The sequence below is a fragment of the Thermanaerothrix sp. genome (genome assembly GCF_056331585.1).
This window is the reverse complement of the sequence record NZ_JBWGPQ010000003.1, coordinates 143052-160479: the sequence shown is the minus strand read 5'-3', so window position 1 is coordinate 160479 and position 17428 is coordinate 143052. Positions and strand designations below refer to the sequence as shown.

13 protein-coding genes and 1 tRNA gene are annotated in these 17428 nt (G+C 51.8%); 11 read left to right on the top strand and 3 right to left on the bottom strand.

All coding sequences use genetic code 11. The features are described from left to right. Nucleotides 1-90: 90 nt before the first annotated feature. Both AC01YT_RS02575 and AC01YT_RS02570 read left to right on the top strand, forming a co-directional pair. A complete protein-coding gene (locus tag AC01YT_RS02575; protein WP_476672654.1) occupies nt 91-801 on the top strand; it encodes an FHA domain-containing protein in 711 nt (236 codons plus the stop codon). Nucleotides 802-932: 131 nt separating this feature from the next. Beyond that, a complete protein-coding gene (locus tag AC01YT_RS02570; protein ID WP_476672653.1) occupies nt 933-1778 on the top strand; it encodes a hypothetical protein in 846 nt (281 codons plus the stop codon). Here AC01YT_RS02570 and AC01YT_RS02565 read toward each other — a convergent pair. Then, a complete protein-coding gene (locus AC01YT_RS02565) occupies nt 1775-3058 on the bottom strand; it encodes a glycosyltransferase (RefSeq protein WP_476672652.1) in 1284 nt (427 codons plus the stop codon). The two genes, AC01YT_RS02570 and AC01YT_RS02565, sit on opposite strands and share 4 nt — an antisense overlap. A gap of 47 nt (nt 3059-3105) precedes the next feature. Between AC01YT_RS02565 and AC01YT_RS02560 the strand changes: the two genes are divergently transcribed. From AC01YT_RS02560 to AC01YT_RS02540, 5 genes are all read left to right on the top strand, one after another. Further along, a tRNA-Thr gene (locus tag AC01YT_RS02560) sits at nt 3106-3178 on the top strand. A gap of 276 nt (nt 3179-3454) precedes the next feature. Continuing rightward, complete coding sequence (locus AC01YT_RS02555) at nt 3455-4936, top strand: tetratricopeptide repeat protein (RefSeq protein ID WP_476672651.1); 1482 nt, start codon at nt 3455-3457, stop codon at nt 4934-4936. Continuing rightward, nucleotides 4842-5567 (top strand): hypothetical protein, encoded by a 726-nt coding sequence (locus AC01YT_RS02550; protein WP_476672650.1) that lies wholly within the window; start codon nt 4842-4844, stop codon nt 5565-5567. Before AC01YT_RS02555 ends, AC01YT_RS02550 begins: the two co-directional genes overlap by 95 nt. Nucleotides 5568-5579: 12 nt before the next feature. Beyond that, nucleotides 5580-6857, top strand: coding sequence for a MiaB/RimO family radical SAM methylthiotransferase (locus AC01YT_RS02545; RefSeq protein WP_476672649.1), 1278 nt, complete (start codon nt 5580-5582; stop codon nt 6855-6857). Between the two features lie 46 nt (nt 6858-6903). After that, nucleotides 6904-8625: a glycoside hydrolase family 13 protein gene (locus AC01YT_RS02540; protein ID WP_476672648.1), complete on the top strand. Its 1722-nt coding sequence runs from the start codon at nt 6904-6906 to the stop codon at nt 8623-8625. Here AC01YT_RS02540 and lipB read toward each other — a convergent pair. After that, complete coding sequence (gene lipB / locus AC01YT_RS02535) at nt 8620-9381, bottom strand: lipoyl(octanoyl) transferase LipB (protein ID WP_476672647.1); 762 nt, start codon at nt 9379-9381, stop codon at nt 8620-8622. The genes AC01YT_RS02540 and lipB overlap by 6 nt on opposite strands. Before the next feature lie 135 nt (nt 9382-9516). On the opposite strand from lipB, the gene clpB reads away from it, so the two are divergent. The 4 genes from clpB to AC01YT_RS02515 all read left to right on the top strand — a co-directional run bounded on the left by clpB (nt 9517) and on the right by AC01YT_RS02515 (nt 15060). After that, nucleotides 9517-12108 carry an ATP-dependent chaperone ClpB gene (gene clpB, locus AC01YT_RS02530; protein WP_476672646.1) on the top strand — a complete coding sequence of 864 codons (2592 nt, stop codon included), beginning with the start codon at nt 9517-9519 and terminating at the stop codon, nt 12106-12108. A gap of 555 nt (nt 12109-12663) precedes the next feature. Next, entirely contained in the window at nt 12664-12870 is a 207-nt protein-coding gene (locus AC01YT_RS02525; RefSeq protein ID WP_476672645.1) for a hypothetical protein, read from the top strand. A 61-nt stretch (nt 12871-12931) separates the two neighbouring features. After that, a complete protein-coding gene (locus tag AC01YT_RS02520; RefSeq protein WP_476672644.1) occupies nt 12932-13942 on the top strand; it encodes a carbohydrate kinase family protein in 1011 nt (336 codons plus the stop codon). Then, nucleotides 13939-15060 carry a M20/M25/M40 family metallo-hydrolase gene (locus AC01YT_RS02515; RefSeq protein ID WP_476672643.1) on the top strand — a complete coding sequence of 374 codons (1122 nt, stop codon included), beginning with the start codon at nt 13939-13941 and terminating at the stop codon, nt 15058-15060. Before AC01YT_RS02520 ends, AC01YT_RS02515 begins: the two co-directional genes overlap by 4 nt. 16 nt (nt 15061-15076) lie before the next feature. On the opposite strand, the gene AC01YT_RS02510 is transcribed toward AC01YT_RS02515, so the two are convergent. Beyond that, nucleotides 15077-17386 carry a transglutaminase TgpA family protein gene (locus tag AC01YT_RS02510; protein WP_476672642.1) on the bottom strand — a complete coding sequence of 770 codons (2310 nt, stop codon included), beginning with the start codon at nt 17384-17386 and terminating at the stop codon, nt 15077-15079. Nucleotides 17387-17428: the final 42 nt, after the last annotated feature.

Sequence of the window (17428 nt, the reverse complement as noted above, 5' to 3'; positions counted from 1 at the left end):
TTGAATCGCGGCGTAAATGTCAGCCTAAAAAGGGTGCATCTTTCATCTTCATTTTCTGTTATATTATAACTGAGGGTTGGAGGAGCCATTGTGCGGAACTTAAAAATTGGGACAACCATGATGAAGAATGATCACGATAAGGAATTTCCATTGCTCATTGGTCAAACCGGACCGCTGAACGGCCAACGATGGGTGGTTGATCGAACCTTGACCATCGGGCGAGATGCGCGGTGTGAGGTGGTCATCCCTGACCGCCAGGTCTCGCGCTATCATGCTCGCCTTGTGCTGGTTGAGGACAATGTGATTTTGGAGGACCTGGGAAGCAAGAACGGAACATTTTGTAACGGGCGGCGAGTTGAGGATCAAGTGCGTTTGGAAGATGGCGATTTGATCCAGATTGCCTTGGTGCAACACTTTGTTTACCTTGCTTCGGATGCGACTCTCCCTTTGTTGGGGCCAATACCTTTGCAAAAAGAGACCGAGCCTACACGGCGACGCCTTTATCTGGATAAACAATCTCATCGCGTATGGGTAATGGGGCGTGAGGTTTTACCACCTCTTTCGGTACCTCAGTTTCGGCTCTTGGAAATTCTCTACGATCACCAGGGTGAGGCCGTCTCACGGCAGGAGATCATCCGGGCAGTATGGGGAGAAGAACAGTCATTGGGAGTATCGGATCAGGCGCTGGATGCCCTGGTGCGGCGTCTGAGGGATCGTCTAGCGGCTAGTGATGCCGAGTGTCCTTATTTGGTAACTGTTCGTGGTTATGGATTTCGCCTTGATAACCCGGTATATCCCTAGAAAGTTGAAAAGCAGTTGTTAAGTAGGCAGAATTGACGAGATCCATGGCGGGGATTAATATTGGGAATGGAAATGGCTATTTCGGCCAAAGATATGGATTTGATAAAGCCTAGGGATGGGGTGGAAGCGACGTGACACGAAAAAGCCGTAAGTCAGGTGGTCAGACTGCAACTGCATTGAACCAAGAAACTGTTAAATCCAAATCCACGCGCCGCACCAGTGATGCTGTAATCGTACCCGAGCCAAGGGAAGTGACCCCGGTTGTGATGGGTGTTTCGGTTTCGGAACGCTCTTTCGCCCAGCCAAGACGTTTCGTTTTAGGTACGATTGGGCGTTTTTGGGGAAACGTGACCCGAGACCTCCCCAGCAAATTTTGGGATGGTCTCATTCCAATGGCGGCATTGGTGCTGTTGACGCTAACGTTGCACATGGTTGCCGCGCCCATTCAGGGTTTTTGGGGCATTTCGGGTTTGCTGGTTTATCTGGTGGCATTGTTGGGGGTGGGAATTGTATTACTGAATCACGCTATTCTTCAGGCGCATTCCGAAATCGTACAGGGCTGGTCAGGGCTGGCCAGCGGAAGCGTGATGTGGTTTGTGATCATACTAAGCGAACGAGTTGGTGGTGCCCAAGTGCCTGGCGCAACCATTCTGTTATTGTTGGTCGTTATAGCCTTGGTCAGTACAATTCTGTGGAAGTCAGTATTTCCAATTGGGGTGAAATTCTTTGTCTTAACGGTATTTCTGGCTGCTGTGGCGCGTTTGTGGATCGGTTCGCAGCAAGCAATGGCCGGCATATGGCCCGTATTAAATCAAACGCTCGTCGTTTCAGGGTATGTTGCCCTCGGCGTCTTAGGAGCAATTGTTCTCTGGATCCTTGCCCTGAGCCGAGAACGTGTACAGCGCTTATGGGCAGCGTTGTGGGGTTGGTTTTGGGCGTTGCAGGCGCTTGCTGTGTTTTTAGGCAAATTGCTCTAAAGCGGGGCTTCGTTAGAGGCGGTCAAAGAGGTAGGGGATGAAGCGAGTATTTTTTGGTACAGACGGAGAATTTGCTTTGCGATTTTCGGCCAGGCATAGGGTTGGGCGTGCTCAATAGCCTGTTTACCCATCCGTTCACGGAGACCAGCATCTAAGATGAGTTGGATTAGGCGCTCCGCGAGTAGGGAGGGTTCATCGTTGGGAACGACAAATCCGGTCACGCCATCCCGGATCAGGAAGGGTAACCCTCCCACCTGAGAGGCAATCACCGGAGTACCGCAGGCCATGGCTTCCAGGGCTACCATGCCAAAGGATTCATAATGTGAAGGAAGAACTAACACGTCCGCAGCAGAATAGTAGTAAGGGAGAGACTCTTGAGCTTGTTTACCGAGAAATAGCACCACATCCTTGACGCCCAGCTGCTTGCTCAGGCGCTGTAAGCGAGCCATCTCCGAATCGAGTTGTTGGGAATCGGAGGATGGGTCACCGCCAATGATGGCTAGATAATGAGGACAACAGGCTAAGCGGCCGGTATCCTGAATTAAGCGCAAGGCGCGAATTAAGGTCTCAATTCCTTTAAGTGGATCAATACGCCCCACGTAAAGGATCATTCGCGCCTCAGAAGGCACACCGACGAAAGCACGTGCTTCGTCTTTGGGAATTGGGTAGAAGCGACTTAAGTCAACACCGGGTGGGATAATGGTGATCTTTCTGGAATCAGCGCGATAGAGAAATTCCAATTGTGCCTTTTCGGCAGGGGTTGCCGCTACAATATGATCTACGGTTTGGACCAAATGGGCTTCTTTTTCCAGGCGCAAGGGCGATTCGCGCTCGACCTCAGTGCGAGCAATCCGGTTTTTCATCACCCCTAGGGTGTGGAACATATGTAAGATCGGCGCCTCCCAGGTGTGCTTAAGGGACTCGGCGGCTAACCCCGACAGCCAGTAATGGCTGTGAATGAGGTGATAGTGGATGTGTTTAGCCTGGGCAAATTCGAGGATGCCTTGGACGAAATCGTCCAGGTAATTATAAAGTTCAGTCTTGGGCAGTGGTTTCTCGGGGCCGGCAGGGATATGAACAACACGATTACCGTATCCCAGGTTATGTAAGACATGGGGGACATGTTCATCTTGAGAGCGGGTAAAGACATCTACGTGGACACCCATTTGACCCAAATGGCGGGTTAGTTCGGCAACATAGACATTCATACCGCCGGTATCTTTTCCCCCCAGGGTCGCCAGGGGACAGGTATGGAAGGAAATCATAGCGATGTTCAGCATAGAAAGCCTTGTCGAATTTCTAAGTCCTGATATATAATTTTTGCCACGCCACCGTAGCTCAGCCGGCAGAGCAGCCGCTTCGTAAGCGGCGGGTCAAGGGTTCGATTCCCTTCGGTGGCTCTAATTATTTTAACGGAAAGGGATAAGTGTTAGCCCACCCGATCAAAGGGAGTGCTCTCGGTCACCAAGACCGAAAGCGGATGGGTAGGCGCCCCTGAAGCCAAATAGGCAATTATCTGCTCTACATCTGGGTTGCACAGTGGATAGTCGTGCAATTGTTCTGGTGTGACCCAGCGAGCTTGGAGCGATTCTTCATCTAAACCACGCTGGTAAGGGGTCTCTTGGCATTATTCTGAATCTCCTGTGAGATCGAATTGGGTTGATTATAATGGCATTATGAACAGCGAACGAACTCCGGGATTGTCTCTGAAACCGCTTTGGGTCAGACGGTTCTGGAAGCGCTATGCGACCTGGCTTGAAAATGCGTTTTTCCTGCTGATTTTCTTGGTTGTGATGGGAATTAATTTATGGCCTCGCCCATGGGAGACCGACCATCTTATGGGTCAAGGTCAACTGGCTCAAGCGCGGGGGGATAAGTCCCAAGCGTTATTGGCTTGGTTGCGGTTGGAGGAATATCTATCGGATCATCCCGAGATTTGGCACCGGATAGGATTGCTTGCCTATGAAACAGGGGATTATCACCTCGCTATTGAGGCTTTGACTCGGCTGGCTGACTTTACAACATTATCGCTAGATATACAGCAGAAACTGGCCGAGGCCTATTGGCAGACTGGCAATGTAGAATCTGCCATTCAGATCTGGCTTGATTTAATGGGCAATGTTCAACTTTCGGTTGGGGAGCGACATGCTCTTGTTGCGCGTTTGAGGTCTGTGGATTTGAACCTGGCCCGCGAAGGATTGCGGCGCTGGCTTGATCAGTTCCCTGTTGAGCCTCAAGCCTTATTATTGGCAGTGCGTTTTTTTGCCCTGTCTGATCCTTCTCTGGCTTTAAGATGTATGCAAACCCTTGACGCCACAGGAGAACAGACACCAACGATTGATCCATCGTTGCAGGTTGCGCTTTTGGAGTTACAACAGTATCCTGATGAAGTAGCAAGTTTGGTTCACCTTGGGCAAGCCTTAGGGCGGGGGGGAGATTGGGACTTGGCCGAAGAGGCCTTCATGCAGGTGGTCACAAGAAGGCCCGAGTACGCTGAAGGGTGGGTCTTGTTGAGCGAGGCCCGCCAGCAATTGGGCAAGGGGGGAGAGAACGAGTTGCGTATGGCTTTTAAGTTAGCCCCCAGCTCGGTGGTTGTGCGTGCAGCATGGGGATTATACTGGCGCCGCTTGGGACATCCTGAGCGTGCCCTTTACTTTTACCGGGGGTTAGCGCAGCAATTTCCACGAGAACCTCGTTGGCAAGTAGAAATGGCCGAAACGTATGCCGCATTAGGCAATATTGCCTTAGCAGTGGCATATTATGAGCGAGCGGTGGCGTTGGCACCTCAGGACGCTTATTATTGGCGACTCTACGCACGCTTTGCTTTAACCTATGGACTTGACGTGCAAACTTATGCTCTTCCTGCTGCGCAAAGGGCCCTTGAGTTGGAGCCCAGTAACCCTGAGGCACTGGACTTGATGGGGTGGATTTCGTTTTTACTAGGTGACGCTGCTCAAGGGGAACGTTTCTTGCACCAAGCACTAGCCAGGGATGCGCACTATTGGTCCGCACGGTTGCATCAGGCACAAATCTGGCTATGGCAAGAAAAATGGGAGAGCGCATATGAGGCCTTGGTACAAGTGGCTACTCAGTCTAATAACCCCGAATTGGCTGCTCAAGCCCAACGGCTGTTGGAGCGGTATTATCGCCATCGCTAGAACGGTCTTGATGCTGTTGTGGCTGGTGGGGATGGGAGGATGTGACATAACGAACAGCCTAATCCCTTCTGATTCCCAGGACCATTTATGGTTTTACGATGATTTTTCTGATCCGCAGCGCGGATGGCAGCAGTGGGAGAGTGAACAAGCCAAAATTGTTAATCAAGAGGGTGGATTACGTTTCTCAATCAATGCGCCGTATTATGATTACTGGTCTTTGGCCGGTATTCAGATTGAGGATGCTATCCTGGCTGTGGAAGCCCGAGTCGTCGGCGGGCCGCTGAATAACGACTTTGGCCTGATATGTCGTTATCAAAACCCTGGTCAGTTTTATGCATTTATCATCAGTAGCGATGGATACGCTGGAATTGCGGTCGTGGATGGGGAGGGGTATCATCTTCTAACAGGTACCACCCTGACCTACTTCGCTTCTCTGGAGCGAGATCGGGCAACTTATTTACTCCGGGCGGATTGTATAGGGCCTCGATTAACTCTCTATGTGGATCGGGAGAAACTTCTTGAAACCGAGGATCATCGGTATAATTCGGGTGATGCGGGTGTTTTTGCCGGGACATTTGACCAGGTTGGGGTTGAGGTGATATTTGATAATTTCTATGTGCTTAAGCCTTAATGGTAGGTTGATATGCGGGTGTATCTAGATACGGTAGGATGTCGTCTGAACCAAAGCGAGATTGAAAAGTTAGCCGCTGATTTTCGCGTCGGGGGGCATGAAATTGTAGCCTCTGCGGCTGAAGCGGATATTGTGGTGATCAATACCTGTGCCGTGACCGCTGAAGCCGCTTCGGATTCCCGCCAAAAAATCCGCCAGGCGGCACGGCAAGGGGCAGGTCAGATCATTGCGACCGGTTGCTGGGCGACTTTGGAACCCTCAGCCGCAGCGGCACTGCCGGGGGTAAGCCGGGTAGTGCCCAACGCCGATAAGATGCGTCTGGTCGCCGATTTAACCGGGACCCCTGTTTTTGACTTGGAACCCCTGGCAAGGGAACCGCTTCCTGGCTTGCATCGGCGGACGCGTGCCTTTATTAAAGTCCAAGATGGATGTGATAATTTTTGCACGTTCTGTATAACCCGTGTTGCCCGTGGAAAGGGGCACAGTGAGAGTATTGAGAACGTGATCCGCGACGTGCAGGCTGCCGTAGCCGGAGGCGCGAAAGAAGTGGTTCTGAGCGGCGTCCATTTGGGCTCCTGGGGATATAATCTCAATCCACCGCGCCATTTGCGCCATCTTATTGAAGCCATCCTGTCGGAGACCGATGTGCCCCGTGTGCGCCTTTCTTCCCTAGAGCCATGGGATCTGGATGAGGCGTTTTTCCGGCTGTGGGAAAATCCGCGGATGTGCCGGCATTTGCATCTTCCTCTGCAATCCGGGTGTGCGCAAACCCTGCGTCGGATGGCGCGCAAAATCACCCCAGAGGGATATGCAACGTTGCTGGAACAGGCGCGCAGGATGATTCCGGGACTTGCCGTAACCACGGATATTATCGTAGGCTTCCCGGGCGAGAGCGAGGTCGAGTTTGAGACTAGCCTTGCCTTTGTGGAAGCGATGGCTTTTGCTGGTGGCCATGTCTTTGCTTATTCACCCCGTCCCGGCACGGCAGCAGCACGCTTGCCTAATCACATACCGCCAGAGATTAAGAAAGAACGTAGTCGCCGGATGCGTGAAGTTTTAACCGAGGCCAGTCTGCGCTTTCGTCAAGCCTTCATGGGGCAAGTTGTTAATGTGCTTTGGGAGACCGTTGATGGTAAAGGCCCACAAGGGTGGCGGCTGCGTGGTTTAAGTGACAACTATATCCACGTTGAGGCGTTTGCCCCTGAACCCTGGTGGAACGAAATCAATGCAGTACAGTTGGTTGAAATCAACTCTCAGGGAATGGTGGGGAAAATTTTGAATAAGGCTTAAGTCCAGACAGCATAAAATTTAAAACATTAGTGCGAGGTGATCAATCATGACATCGCAGAATTCATGGTGGCAAGAGGCTGTTTTCTATCAAATCTATCCACGTAGTTTTGCCGACGGTAATGGAGACGGTATTGGAGACATCGAGGGGATTATCCGCTCCCTAGATTATTTGGAGTGGCTAGGTGTGGAGGCTATTTGGCTTTCTCCGCATTACCCTTCACCTCAAGTGGATTGTGGTTACGACATATCCGATTACTACGGAGTAGCACCTGAGTATGGTTCGCTGGATGATTTCAAGCGTTTGTTGCGGGAGATGAAACGCCGAAACATGCGGTTGATTCTGGATCTAGTATTAAACCACACCTCAGATCAGCACCCGTGGTTTCGGGAATCGCGTTCCTGCCGTAACAATCCACGTCGTGATTGGTACATTTGGCGGGTGGGTCGGGATGGAGAACCGCCGAATGACTGGTGCTCGACCTTTGGAGGGAGTGCCTGGACGTTTGACGCCACGACCGGCATGTATTACTACCATTTCTTTTTCAGGGAGCAGCCGGATTTGAATTGGCGCAACCCAGAGGTTAAGGCGGCGATGTTTGATGTAGTGCGTTATTGGTTAGATATGGGGGTGGATGGCTTTCGTCTGGATGCTGTGGGCACAATTTTTGAGCATCCCGATTTACCCCCACATGGAAAACCTTATGGCATTGATGACCTGTATGTCATGCTGCGAAAAGCACAAACACAAGAAGAACAATTACGAGTTCGGTTGCTGTTTGATGAATTGATGCGTTATCAGGTGGACATGCCTGAAGTGCATGATCTGATGCGTCAATTAAGGGCGGTAGTGGATGAGTACCCCGGTAAAGTGCTTGTTGGGGAGTCGGAAGAGATTGCTTTTTACGGTAATGGAAATGATGAGTTGCACCTAGTGTTTAATTTTCCGCTGATGCGCGCCCGGCAGATCACCCCTCAATGGGTGCTACAGAATCAACGTGAGCGATTGGCTCAATTGCCTTCAGGGGCATGGCCGTGTAATACGCTGGGGAATCACGATTCGTCACGCCTGCGAAGCGCGTTTGGGGATGGTGTGCATGATGAGGGACTGGTGCGGGTGCTCGCGGCTCTTGTGTTAACCCTCAAGGGGACGCCGTTTTTGTATAACGGCGAGGAAATCGGCATGGCGGATTACCTGTTCACCGAAGTCGCACGCTTTCGCGATCCATTGGCACTGCGTGCCTACGATCTTGAAGTGCGCTTACTGGGAACCCCACCTGCAGACGCTGCCTTTCATGCGGCAACGTATGGTCGCGATAAGTGCCGTACCCCAATGCAATGGCGCAATGCTCCCAACGCGGGTTTTTGCCCGAGGGATGTCGAACCCTGGTTACCGGTTAACCCTAACTATCAGGAAGGGATCAATGTGGCCGAACAGGAACATGAGCGCGATTCGTTGTTGCATTTCTACCACGATTTGCTTCAGGTGCGTCGTCGCTCGCCAGCGCTTCGCCATGGGGAATACCAGCCGCTGAGTGATGAAACGAAAGATTATTTGCTATTTCTGCGTTTAGCGCCAGAACAAACTTGTTTGGTGGGACTTAACTTTTCACCCTATTCCAAGGACATTAATTTACCCCCTGGTTTGAGTACCCTTCGTCTTTTGTTCTCCTCGAGGCATAATCAACCAACGGAGATTCATCAGCGGTTAAAGTTGGCACCTTTTGAGGTGTGGATTGGTGAGGTGAACGATCTTCCCACTCTATTATGAGCCATGAGTGACGGTTAGGCTTTGCAATAAAGGCCGACCGTCCATGAGCAGGGAAGGCTCAAAGTTGAATATACGGGTGAAGATGGGGGTAATAACCGCAGCTGCTTCAATCACGGTTGGAGGGGTGGCGATCAATTCGGCCAGGCTGGTCATCTGCACCCCCTCGAGCCCGCACGGGACAATACCGTTCCAATATTCCATGTTAGGTGTAATGTTCAGAGCGAACCCATGACGAGAGATTCCGAAGCGATCTACTTTCACGCCAATGGAAGCAATTTTTGCAGGCAGATTTGACCCTCCAGGCAGGGATAGATTGACCCAAACTCCGGTTAACCCCTCGCGGCGAAAGGCGTTGACACCATAGGTATCTAAAAAAGCGATCAAGACGTCTTCCAAACAACGCAGATAGCCAATAAAATCGGTCTGGGGGAGACGGTCCCCCTCCCATCCGGTTTGAGCGAGAGGGAGGATCGGATAACCCACGAGTTGACCGGGACCGTGATAAGTTACATCTCCACCGCGGTCCACGTCGCGAAGGATAACTTGGCGACGGGCGCATTCCACATCATCCCAAAGGATGTGAGCGCGGGAACCGCGCCTGCCGATGGTGAAAACATGGGGATGTTCCAGGAGTAAAAGCGTTGCCGGGCGTAAACCCTGGCGAACCTCATCGGCGATTTGATTTTGCAGAGTCCAGGCCAGATCGTAATCTAAGCGTCCTAACCAATAAATGTCAAGGGGTACTTGTCTGTTCATCGCATCTGTTTGCACTTATGCGGGCATATAAATTTTTAATGTGGCTCTAATATATTTATTACAGAGCCGGGTTATATCTAAACACGACGTATGAACTAATTTTAGCGGTAAATTTGAAAAAGAAGGAGGTTTCCAATGAATTTGGAACGTTATACGCAAAAAGCGCAAGAAGCCCTTTTTCAGGCTCAGCAATTAGCACGTGACTTGAATCACCAAGCCATTGAGCCGGCGCACCTATTGCTGGCTTTGGTACAGCAACAGGATGGAATCATCCCTGCCATCATTACCAAAGTGGCAGGAAGCGTCATTGGATTACGGGATTCGGTACGGGCTGATTTAGAACGCCGTCCAAAAGTCTATGGGACAACAACACAGGTGGGGATTTCGCAAGCCCTGGCCGATGTTTTAGCTGCCGCCGAACGCTACGCTAAGGGCATGCAGGATGAATATGTGTCTACCGAACACCTGTTACTCGGCTTAGCCGATAGCCTGGAAGGGAAACGGTTAGCCCAATTTGGGTTAACCAAGGAGGCGATTCTAAAGGCACTGGCCGAAATTCGCGGCACGCAGCGGGTCACTTCACCCACGCCCGAAGAAACCTATCAGGCGTTAGAGAAATATGGTCGAGATCTGACGGCAATGGCGCGCCAGGGCAAGCTAGATCCGGTCATTGGTCGCGATGAGGAAATCCGTCGCGTTATTCAAATCTTATCGCGGCGTACCAAGAACAATCCGGCTCTGATCGGGGATCCTGGCGTGGGTAAGACAGCCATTGTCGAGGGACTGGCTCAGCGCATTGTCAAGGGTGATGTGCCCGAGGGCCTTAAGCACAAGCGCATCATCCAATTGGATATGGGGGCGTTGATTGCGGGCGCCAAATATCGCGGTGAGTTTGAAGAGCGCCTTAAGGCGGTCTTGCAGGAAATCACTGCGGCTGCAGGCGAGATCATCCTGTTTGTGGATGAAATGCACACAGTTGTAGGTGCCGGTGCGGCAGAGGGCGCCATGGATGCTAGTAATATGCTCAAGCCCATGCTGGCACGGGGCGAGTTGCATATGATCGGTGCCACCACGGTGGATGAATATCGCAAATACGTGGAGAAAGATCCCGCTCTCGAGCGCCGCTTCCAGCCCGTATATGTTGCCGAGCCCTCGGTGGAGGATACCATCAGCATCCTGCGCGGGTTGAAGGAACGCTATGAAGTCCACCATGGTGTACGGATTACCGATGCCGCGGTGATCGCGGCGGCTACACTCTCTCATCGCTATATTCCGGACCGTCGCTTGCCGGATAAAGCGATTGATCTGATTGATGAAGCCGCTGCGCGGTTGCGCACCGAAATTGATTCCAAGCCGCAAGCGCTGGATGACGTGGATCGCCAGATCATGCAATTGGAGATCGAGCGACAGGCTTTACAAAAAGAGCAGGATAAAGCCTCGCGTGAACGCCTAGAAAAAATTGAGGAGGAACTCAAAGAACTCAAAGAGCAATCGCGCCAGTTGCATGAGCGCTGGCAAGCGGAAAAGCAAGCCATTGCACAACTCCGGGCGATAAAAGAACGAATTGAGCAAACTCGAATCGAGATCGAAGATGCCGAACGGCGTGCAGATCTTGAGAAGGTTGCCCGCTTGCGCTATGGCACCTTGCGAGAGTTAGAGGCGCAACTCAGTCAAGCCGAAGAGCAACTGCGCCGCTTGCAAAGCGAAGGGGCGCTCTTGAAAGAAGAGGTGGATGCTGAGGAAATCGCCGAGGTTGTCTCGCGCTGGACGGGCATCCCGGTAGCGCGGTTGATGGAAGGCGAGACCCAAAAATTGCTTCATCTGGAAGATCGCCTGCATGAGCGCGTGGTGGATCAAGAAGAGGCAGTGCGCAGCGTGGCAAACGCCGTGCGCCGTGCGCGGGCCGGTTTACAGGACCCGAATCGTCCTATTGGTTCGTTCATCTTCCTGGGCCCGACTGGTGTGGGCAAGACCGAACTGGCGCGAGCGTTGGCCGAACTACTCTTCGATGATGAGCGCGCAATGATTCGTATAGACATGAGTGAGTATCAGGAGAAGCACACCGTCTCACGCCTGATCGGTGCTCCGCCGGGCTATGTAGGTTACGAAGAAGGTGGGCAGTTGACTGAAGCAGTGCGACGACGACCGTTCAGTGTGATCCTGTTTGATGAGATCGAAAAGGCGCACCACGAGGTCTTCAATGTACTGCTTCAGGTACTGGATGATGGTCGTCTGACCGACGGGCAAGGCCGAACTGTGGATTTCCGCAATACGGTGATCATCATGACCAGCAACTTAGGAAGTGAACTGTGGCTTAATCGTCACGGAGTGGTGACTCGCGATGAAGTGACGCGAGTGTTGCAGGCTTACTTCCGTCCTGAATTCTTGAACCGAATTGACGAGATTTTGGTGTTCAAGCCGCTGACCCGTGAGCACCTGATACAGATTGTCAACATCCAGTTACGACGACTGGAGAAGTTGATCCAAGAGCGCGGTTACCGATTGGAGGTGACCGATGCGGCGCGCCAATATCTAGCCGATGTTGGGTATGACCCGGACTTTGGTGCTCGACCGCTCAAACGGGCGATTCAGCGCGAGTTGCAGGATCCTCTGGCATTAAAGATTTTGGCAGGTGAGTTCAAAGAAGGTGATACCATCCGGGTGGATCGAGGTCCCGAGGGGCTAACCTTCCAGGCAGTCGTTGCCGGTGAAGCTGTTGCGGTCTAAGCCTAGGGTTTTATCAGACCCCAGAGACGTCTAAGCGTCTCTGGGGTCTTTGCATTTCTCAGGGAAATGCATGCTAAAATAAACGTATGGCACATCTGCAAGAGCGTTATCCCTCAACCTTTCGATATCGGCATCGAAAGCAGGTGATGGCTCAGATTTACCTTCCGCTTGTTTTAGCCACACTCTTGCTTTTCATCATCCCAACGATGGGTCTCATCCTTACGCCGAAGCCATTGGGAGTAGGAAGCGGGCAATGGGCCGCTATTGCCTTAATCTGGTTGCTGGCACCTTTTATTGTACTCATCATGTTAGGATTGGTGATTACCGTTGCTTTGATTTTTCTGATATATCGCTTGACGGTTAAACTTCCTACCTGGACCCAAAAAGTAAGGATGTGGATGGAACAAGTGGAAATTTTGGTTTTGAGTTGGTGCAATCGGTGGGTCCAACCTATAGTTCAAGCTCATACCATTTTCGCTATGCTACAGCGGGCCATAACTCTCTTAAGGCACCCATCTGAAATGATGAGATTTAAATTAAATCAGGAGAGCAAGGATGATGGAACCGTGGAAACGTAATGCTCTGATCGTGGGGGCGGTAGTGGGGTTACTTTCTGGCCTTATTGCAGCTTATTTATGGATTCAACGGGCGGAACAATCCCAATCCCAGGTTAAACTCACCGCTCAGGATGGTGTCAAAGTTGGCATCAGCGTTCTTAGTGTATTAAAGCAAATCGCGGAACTAGGGGGAGGACGGCGTTAGGTTTATGGGGGATTGGGAAGAGCATAACATAGGGCGATATGAAGAGGGGAAAACGAGCAAAATGGAATCGCATTATCTGCGCTATGTAATTGCAGGGCGCCTTCAACGTGATTTTATTCTCCCGCTGGAAGGAAAACCTTCTCTAGATGTGCCGGGGGGAAGTGCTCTGTATGCGGCAGTGGGGGTCTTAATCTGGGACAAGGACATTGGGCTTATTAGTCGGGTAGGTGAGGATTATCCCCAAGAATGGTTGGATGAGTTTACCGAACGCGGTCTTGATGTTCAAGGGGTTCGCATCTTGCCGCAAGCACTTGATTTGCGGCGGGTGATTTGTAGTGCTGATGAGGGTGAGGGGGGTTCTAATCCAGTGCGCTGGTTTGCACAACGCGGTATCCCGATCCCTAAAGCTTTGCTGGGTTATTCTCCGTCCACCGAAGGTCATAATCATCATGAAGAGCCAACGCCGTTGACTTTGCGCCTGAACGATATTCCTCAAAGTTATTTGGAGGCTACCGCGGCTCATCTTGCACCCATGGATTATCTAAGCCACTCGCTGCTTCCTTCGGCATTGCGGAAGGGTAACATCACAACCATAACACTGGATCCAGGGAGTGAGTATATGCATCCAACGTTATGGGAACGCATCCCCTCTTTGATCCGTGATCTTACTGCTTTTCTGGTGGCAGAGGATGATTTGAGACGGTTGTTTCAAGGACGGAGTACTGACTTGTGGGAAATGGCTGAGGGGATTGCGGCTTATGGTTGTGATTTTGTCGTGGTTAAACGCGGTGAAGTTGGTCAGTATCTCTATGATCGTGTGAGTCAGACGCGTTGGATCATTCCTGCCTACCCCGCACGGGTGGTGGATCCAACCGGGGCAGGGGATGCGTTCTGCGGGGGGTTCCTGGCTGGGTATCGCCAAACGTATGATCCGTTGGAAGCCGTCCTGTTTGGAAATATCTCTGCCTCGCTGGTTATCGAAGGAAGTGGCCCATTTTATGCCCTGGATGCGCTACCCGGTCTGGCACGTGCCCGTCTTGATGTGCTGCGGGATGCGGTCAGTGTGCTGTGAAAGAACTGGTTTGTCCCGATTTGATTAAGGCGATGTGCGCTTATGTGCTTGAACAGGCCCGGGCGCTTCAGGCCATTCCGGCCCCGTCACTGGCCGAAACCCGGCGGGCAAATTACCTCAAACAACAGTTTGCACAATTGGGGCTTGCAGTTGAGCAAGATGATGTTGGCAATGTGCTGGCCTATTTGGCGGGAGGAAAAGAAGCCCCGTTAATTCTGACCGCCCACCTGGATTCGGTGATCTCAGAAACTCGCTTACTTCTCTTGCGGGAGGCTGAGAGGCGGTTCATCGGCCCCGGCATCGGGGATAATGCGTTGGGTTTAGCTACGTTGTTGGGCCTGGGGCGCTTTTGGAAGGAGTTGGACTTAAATCTGCCCGGAAACGTATGTTTGGTAGCCACAGTGGGTGAGGAAGGGCATGGGGACTTAAGGGGCATGAAAACCATTGTGCAACGTTTTGGTCCTCAGCCAGTGGCTTACATTATTCTCGAAGGCATTGGCTTAGGACGAATCGTGCATCGGGCATTGGCGGTGCGCCGTTTTCGCGTGCGTGTTCAAACTCCCGGAGGGCATCCCTGGGTTCAGCGAGAAGCAACGTCAGCTATTCATCTCTTGATTTCTCTGGCACACGAGATTTTGCAATTGCGGTTGCCCGCCACACCGCGCACTATATTGAATATCGGGGTGATCCAAGGGGGTGTTTCCGTGAACACTCGAGCACCTGAAGCCTGGATGGATATTGAGTTACGCAGCGAAGCCGCCAGGTCTTTAGAGCATCTTGAAGCCGAAATACAGAGATTAATCCATTCCTACCGCGGGTGGAACAAAACTACAAAAATTGATTTCTTACCCATGGGAAACCGTCCAGCGGGCGAGATCCCGCCTGTTCATCCTCTCGTGCAAAAAGCGGTACACTGTCTTTCTTCGTTAGGCATTGAGGCGACTCTGGAGCAGGCCTCTACAGATGCCAATGCTCCGCTAAGCCAGGGGTACCCGGCGATCTGTTTGGGCCTGGCGCGTGGTGGGCGTGCGCATACTGAGGACGAATTTATTGAAGTTGAAAGTGTCTCACTGGGGTTACAGCAGGTGTTATGCTTGATCCAAAAGGTGTGGGATTAAATGTCGAGCTGGCTAATTAGGGATGGCTTGATTCCGGGGCATCGGGGTGCGTTTTGAATCTAAAGCGGTAGCGTATGGCTTCGCGCCAAAGATCTTTTAGGGTGTGGCGTGCCGTGGTTAAGTCCGAAACATAAGGGCTGTAGATGGCCTTTTCATATTCGGACAGGAAGCGCATGGCTGGTGCTTCTAACCAAGGATAACGCTTTACCAACACTCGAACTCGTTCCTCGGCGGTCATACCGGGTTGAGCCACCGAATGAAATATATGGCTGATCAATTCGAATTGAAGGAATAACCGCTCCATAGGGGTCAATCGAACATAATTCGCCCAAAAACGCAGCCACCCTGGTGCATGCCGCCCACGGTTGAGCCATTGCTGTTCGAGATAAACCGGGAGCGAACGTTCGGGGGTGGTGCGCACGGTCTGCGCCAGGCGAAGCGCGGCATAAACTAACCCAAGCACGCCGAGACCAAGTAAGAGAAATGGCCATAAACGTCGGATGAAGGCCACAAGAGGTGGAGATGGGGTTAGAGTGTTATTCCCGTCAATCTCTGCCTCTTCAAGGCGGTTGAATTGCTCGGCAAATTCGCGGATATTGGGAGCAACCGGGTTAGCAACTGGCGGTGGAAGTGTTTCTTCTAATGAGGTTCCAGAAGGACGAACAATTTGAGGTTGGGCTGACGTGGGCTCGAATTCAACCCATCCTATGCCGGGAAAATAAACTTCAGGCCAGGCATGGCTATGTTTCTGGCGCACTATAAATTGGGTGTTTGTTGGATCGGGTTCACCTTGAGCGTAGCCAACGGCAAGGCGGGCTGGAATACCCAGGGAACGAACTAACAATACCTCAGCGGTCGCATAATAATTGCAAAAACCGCGTTTCAAATCGAATAAGAACCATAGAATAGGGTCGCGGTCCCGGGGTGGGGTCGGAATTGTAGCGGAATAAACATTATTCTCACGCAGGTAGCGGGTAATGGCCATCACCTGATCGTAAGGATTATCCATGTCACCCACGATCATGCCCGCTAGTTTTGAAAGCGAATATGGGGTTGGAACATCGAGATAGCGCTCGCGAATCCAGTCCGGATAGTCGCGCCCGGCAGCACGTAGGTCGGCTTCGGTGGGATTGGCAACCAATGATTGAACTGTGTAGCGTTCGCCGGGGTTGAGCAGTGGCTCTACCTTGATCGCCAAGGTTTCTAAAGGTGGTGCTTCTGGTAGCGGGCGCTGGTCCATAAGTGCGGTAACAGGGCGATCTATCGTTAAAGGAATAGCAGGGGCAAGAAGAGTCTCAAGATGGTGCTGAACCTTAATGGAAAATTCAATCATTGTTCGGTCGCGATAGAGGTTTGGAGACGTGAGAAACTCGCCGGCTTCAAAAGGCTCTTCTTCTTCGAATGTGTTTCTCCAAATTCCGTTACGATACTCATCATACGTATAGGCTCGCCAGTAATAGACAGCCCCTTCGGGACGGGGTTGGCTTGCTTGGGCGGTGAAAACCACATCCTCAGATACCGAAACCCCCGTACCCAGGCTCAGATTTGAAGAATAGACTTGCACGGTAATAACGGCTGGTCCCCGGAGTGGTGCAAAAAGGTTTTCCATCCGCTTGCGCAGAGAGATCCAGGATGATCGCAACCACTTGGATCCTTCCGGGGCTTCGATTACCGAAGCTGTTAGGTTGGCGCCATTCCAAGCAAGGAGCACCATGGCTACGGCGAGCCCTAAGGCCCACTTGCCCAGGTTGAACTCTGTTTCCATGTCCACGGCAGTGGCGTTACGCTCCCATTGTGTAGCGTTGCGTTGGTAGTACAAAAGTGTCAGCAAGAGTAGGCTCAAAACGATATAGGTGGCTAAGGCGGTTCCTTTTTGACCTAGGGTAGGGTGGTAGATATCCACGACGACAATAGATATGCCGCCAATAAGAAGGGGCAGCCAGGGGCGACCATACCGCGTTTGCAAGTAACCGGCGCTTAAGCTGATGGTCCAAAAGAGCAAGAGCATGCTTGCGACAAATAGCAGAGGGTCAGTTACCGGGCGATTGGTGAGAAATTGTTGGGTTGCCCAATAGAGGCGGGCATATAGGATTGTCAAGCGCTCGTTCCATGATGTCGCATCGGTGATCAACAATCCCAACTGCCAAGGGATGAAAAAGGCAGTATAGGCGATGGCAATCCATGTGGCAAGGCGGCGAGAAAAGCGGCTATATCCTATAGCCAGCCCTAGGATTCCGCCTGCAAGTGCGGCCTGGGGTATTTTTTCGAGATGTTCGGTCCAGCCGGTACCTCCCATGTGAGACGCGGCTGTGATTAGTATTGCCAATAGACAAACTCCGCTTGGAAAGGAAAACCACCGTTGGTTCGT

What these genes read in the sequence shown, in the direction of transcription:
- AC01YT_RS02565 (WP_476672652.1), bottom strand. Translation starts at nt 3,058, where the DNA reads ATGCTGAACATCGCTATGATTTCCTTCCATACCTGTCCCCTGGCGACC.
- AC01YT_RS02555 (WP_476672651.1), top strand. Translation starts at nt 3,455, where the DNA reads ATGAACAGCGAACGAACTCCGGGATTGTCTCTGAAACCGCTTTGGGTC.
- AC01YT_RS02550 (WP_476672650.1), top strand. Translation starts at nt 4,842, where the DNA reads ATGAGGCCTTGGTACAAGTGGCTACTCAGTCTAATAACCCCGAATTGG.
- AC01YT_RS02545 (WP_476672649.1), top strand. Translation starts at nt 5,580, where the DNA reads ATGCGGGTGTATCTAGATACGGTAGGATGTCGTCTGAACCAAAGCGAG.
- AC01YT_RS02540 (WP_476672648.1), top strand. Translation starts at nt 6,904, where the DNA reads ATGACATCGCAGAATTCATGGTGGCAAGAGGCTGTTTTCTATCAAATC.
- lipB (WP_476672647.1), bottom strand. Translation starts at nt 9,381, where the DNA reads ATGAACAGACAAGTACCCCTTGACATTTATTGGTTAGGACGCTTAGAT.
- clpB (WP_476672646.1), top strand. Translation starts at nt 9,517, where the DNA reads ATGAATTTGGAACGTTATACGCAAAAAGCGCAAGAAGCCCTTTTTCAG.
- AC01YT_RS02525 (WP_476672645.1), top strand. Translation starts at nt 12,664, where the DNA reads ATGATGGAACCGTGGAAACGTAATGCTCTGATCGTGGGGGCGGTAGTG.
- AC01YT_RS02520 (WP_476672644.1), top strand. Translation starts at nt 12,932, where the DNA reads ATGGAATCGCATTATCTGCGCTATGTAATTGCAGGGCGCCTTCAACGT.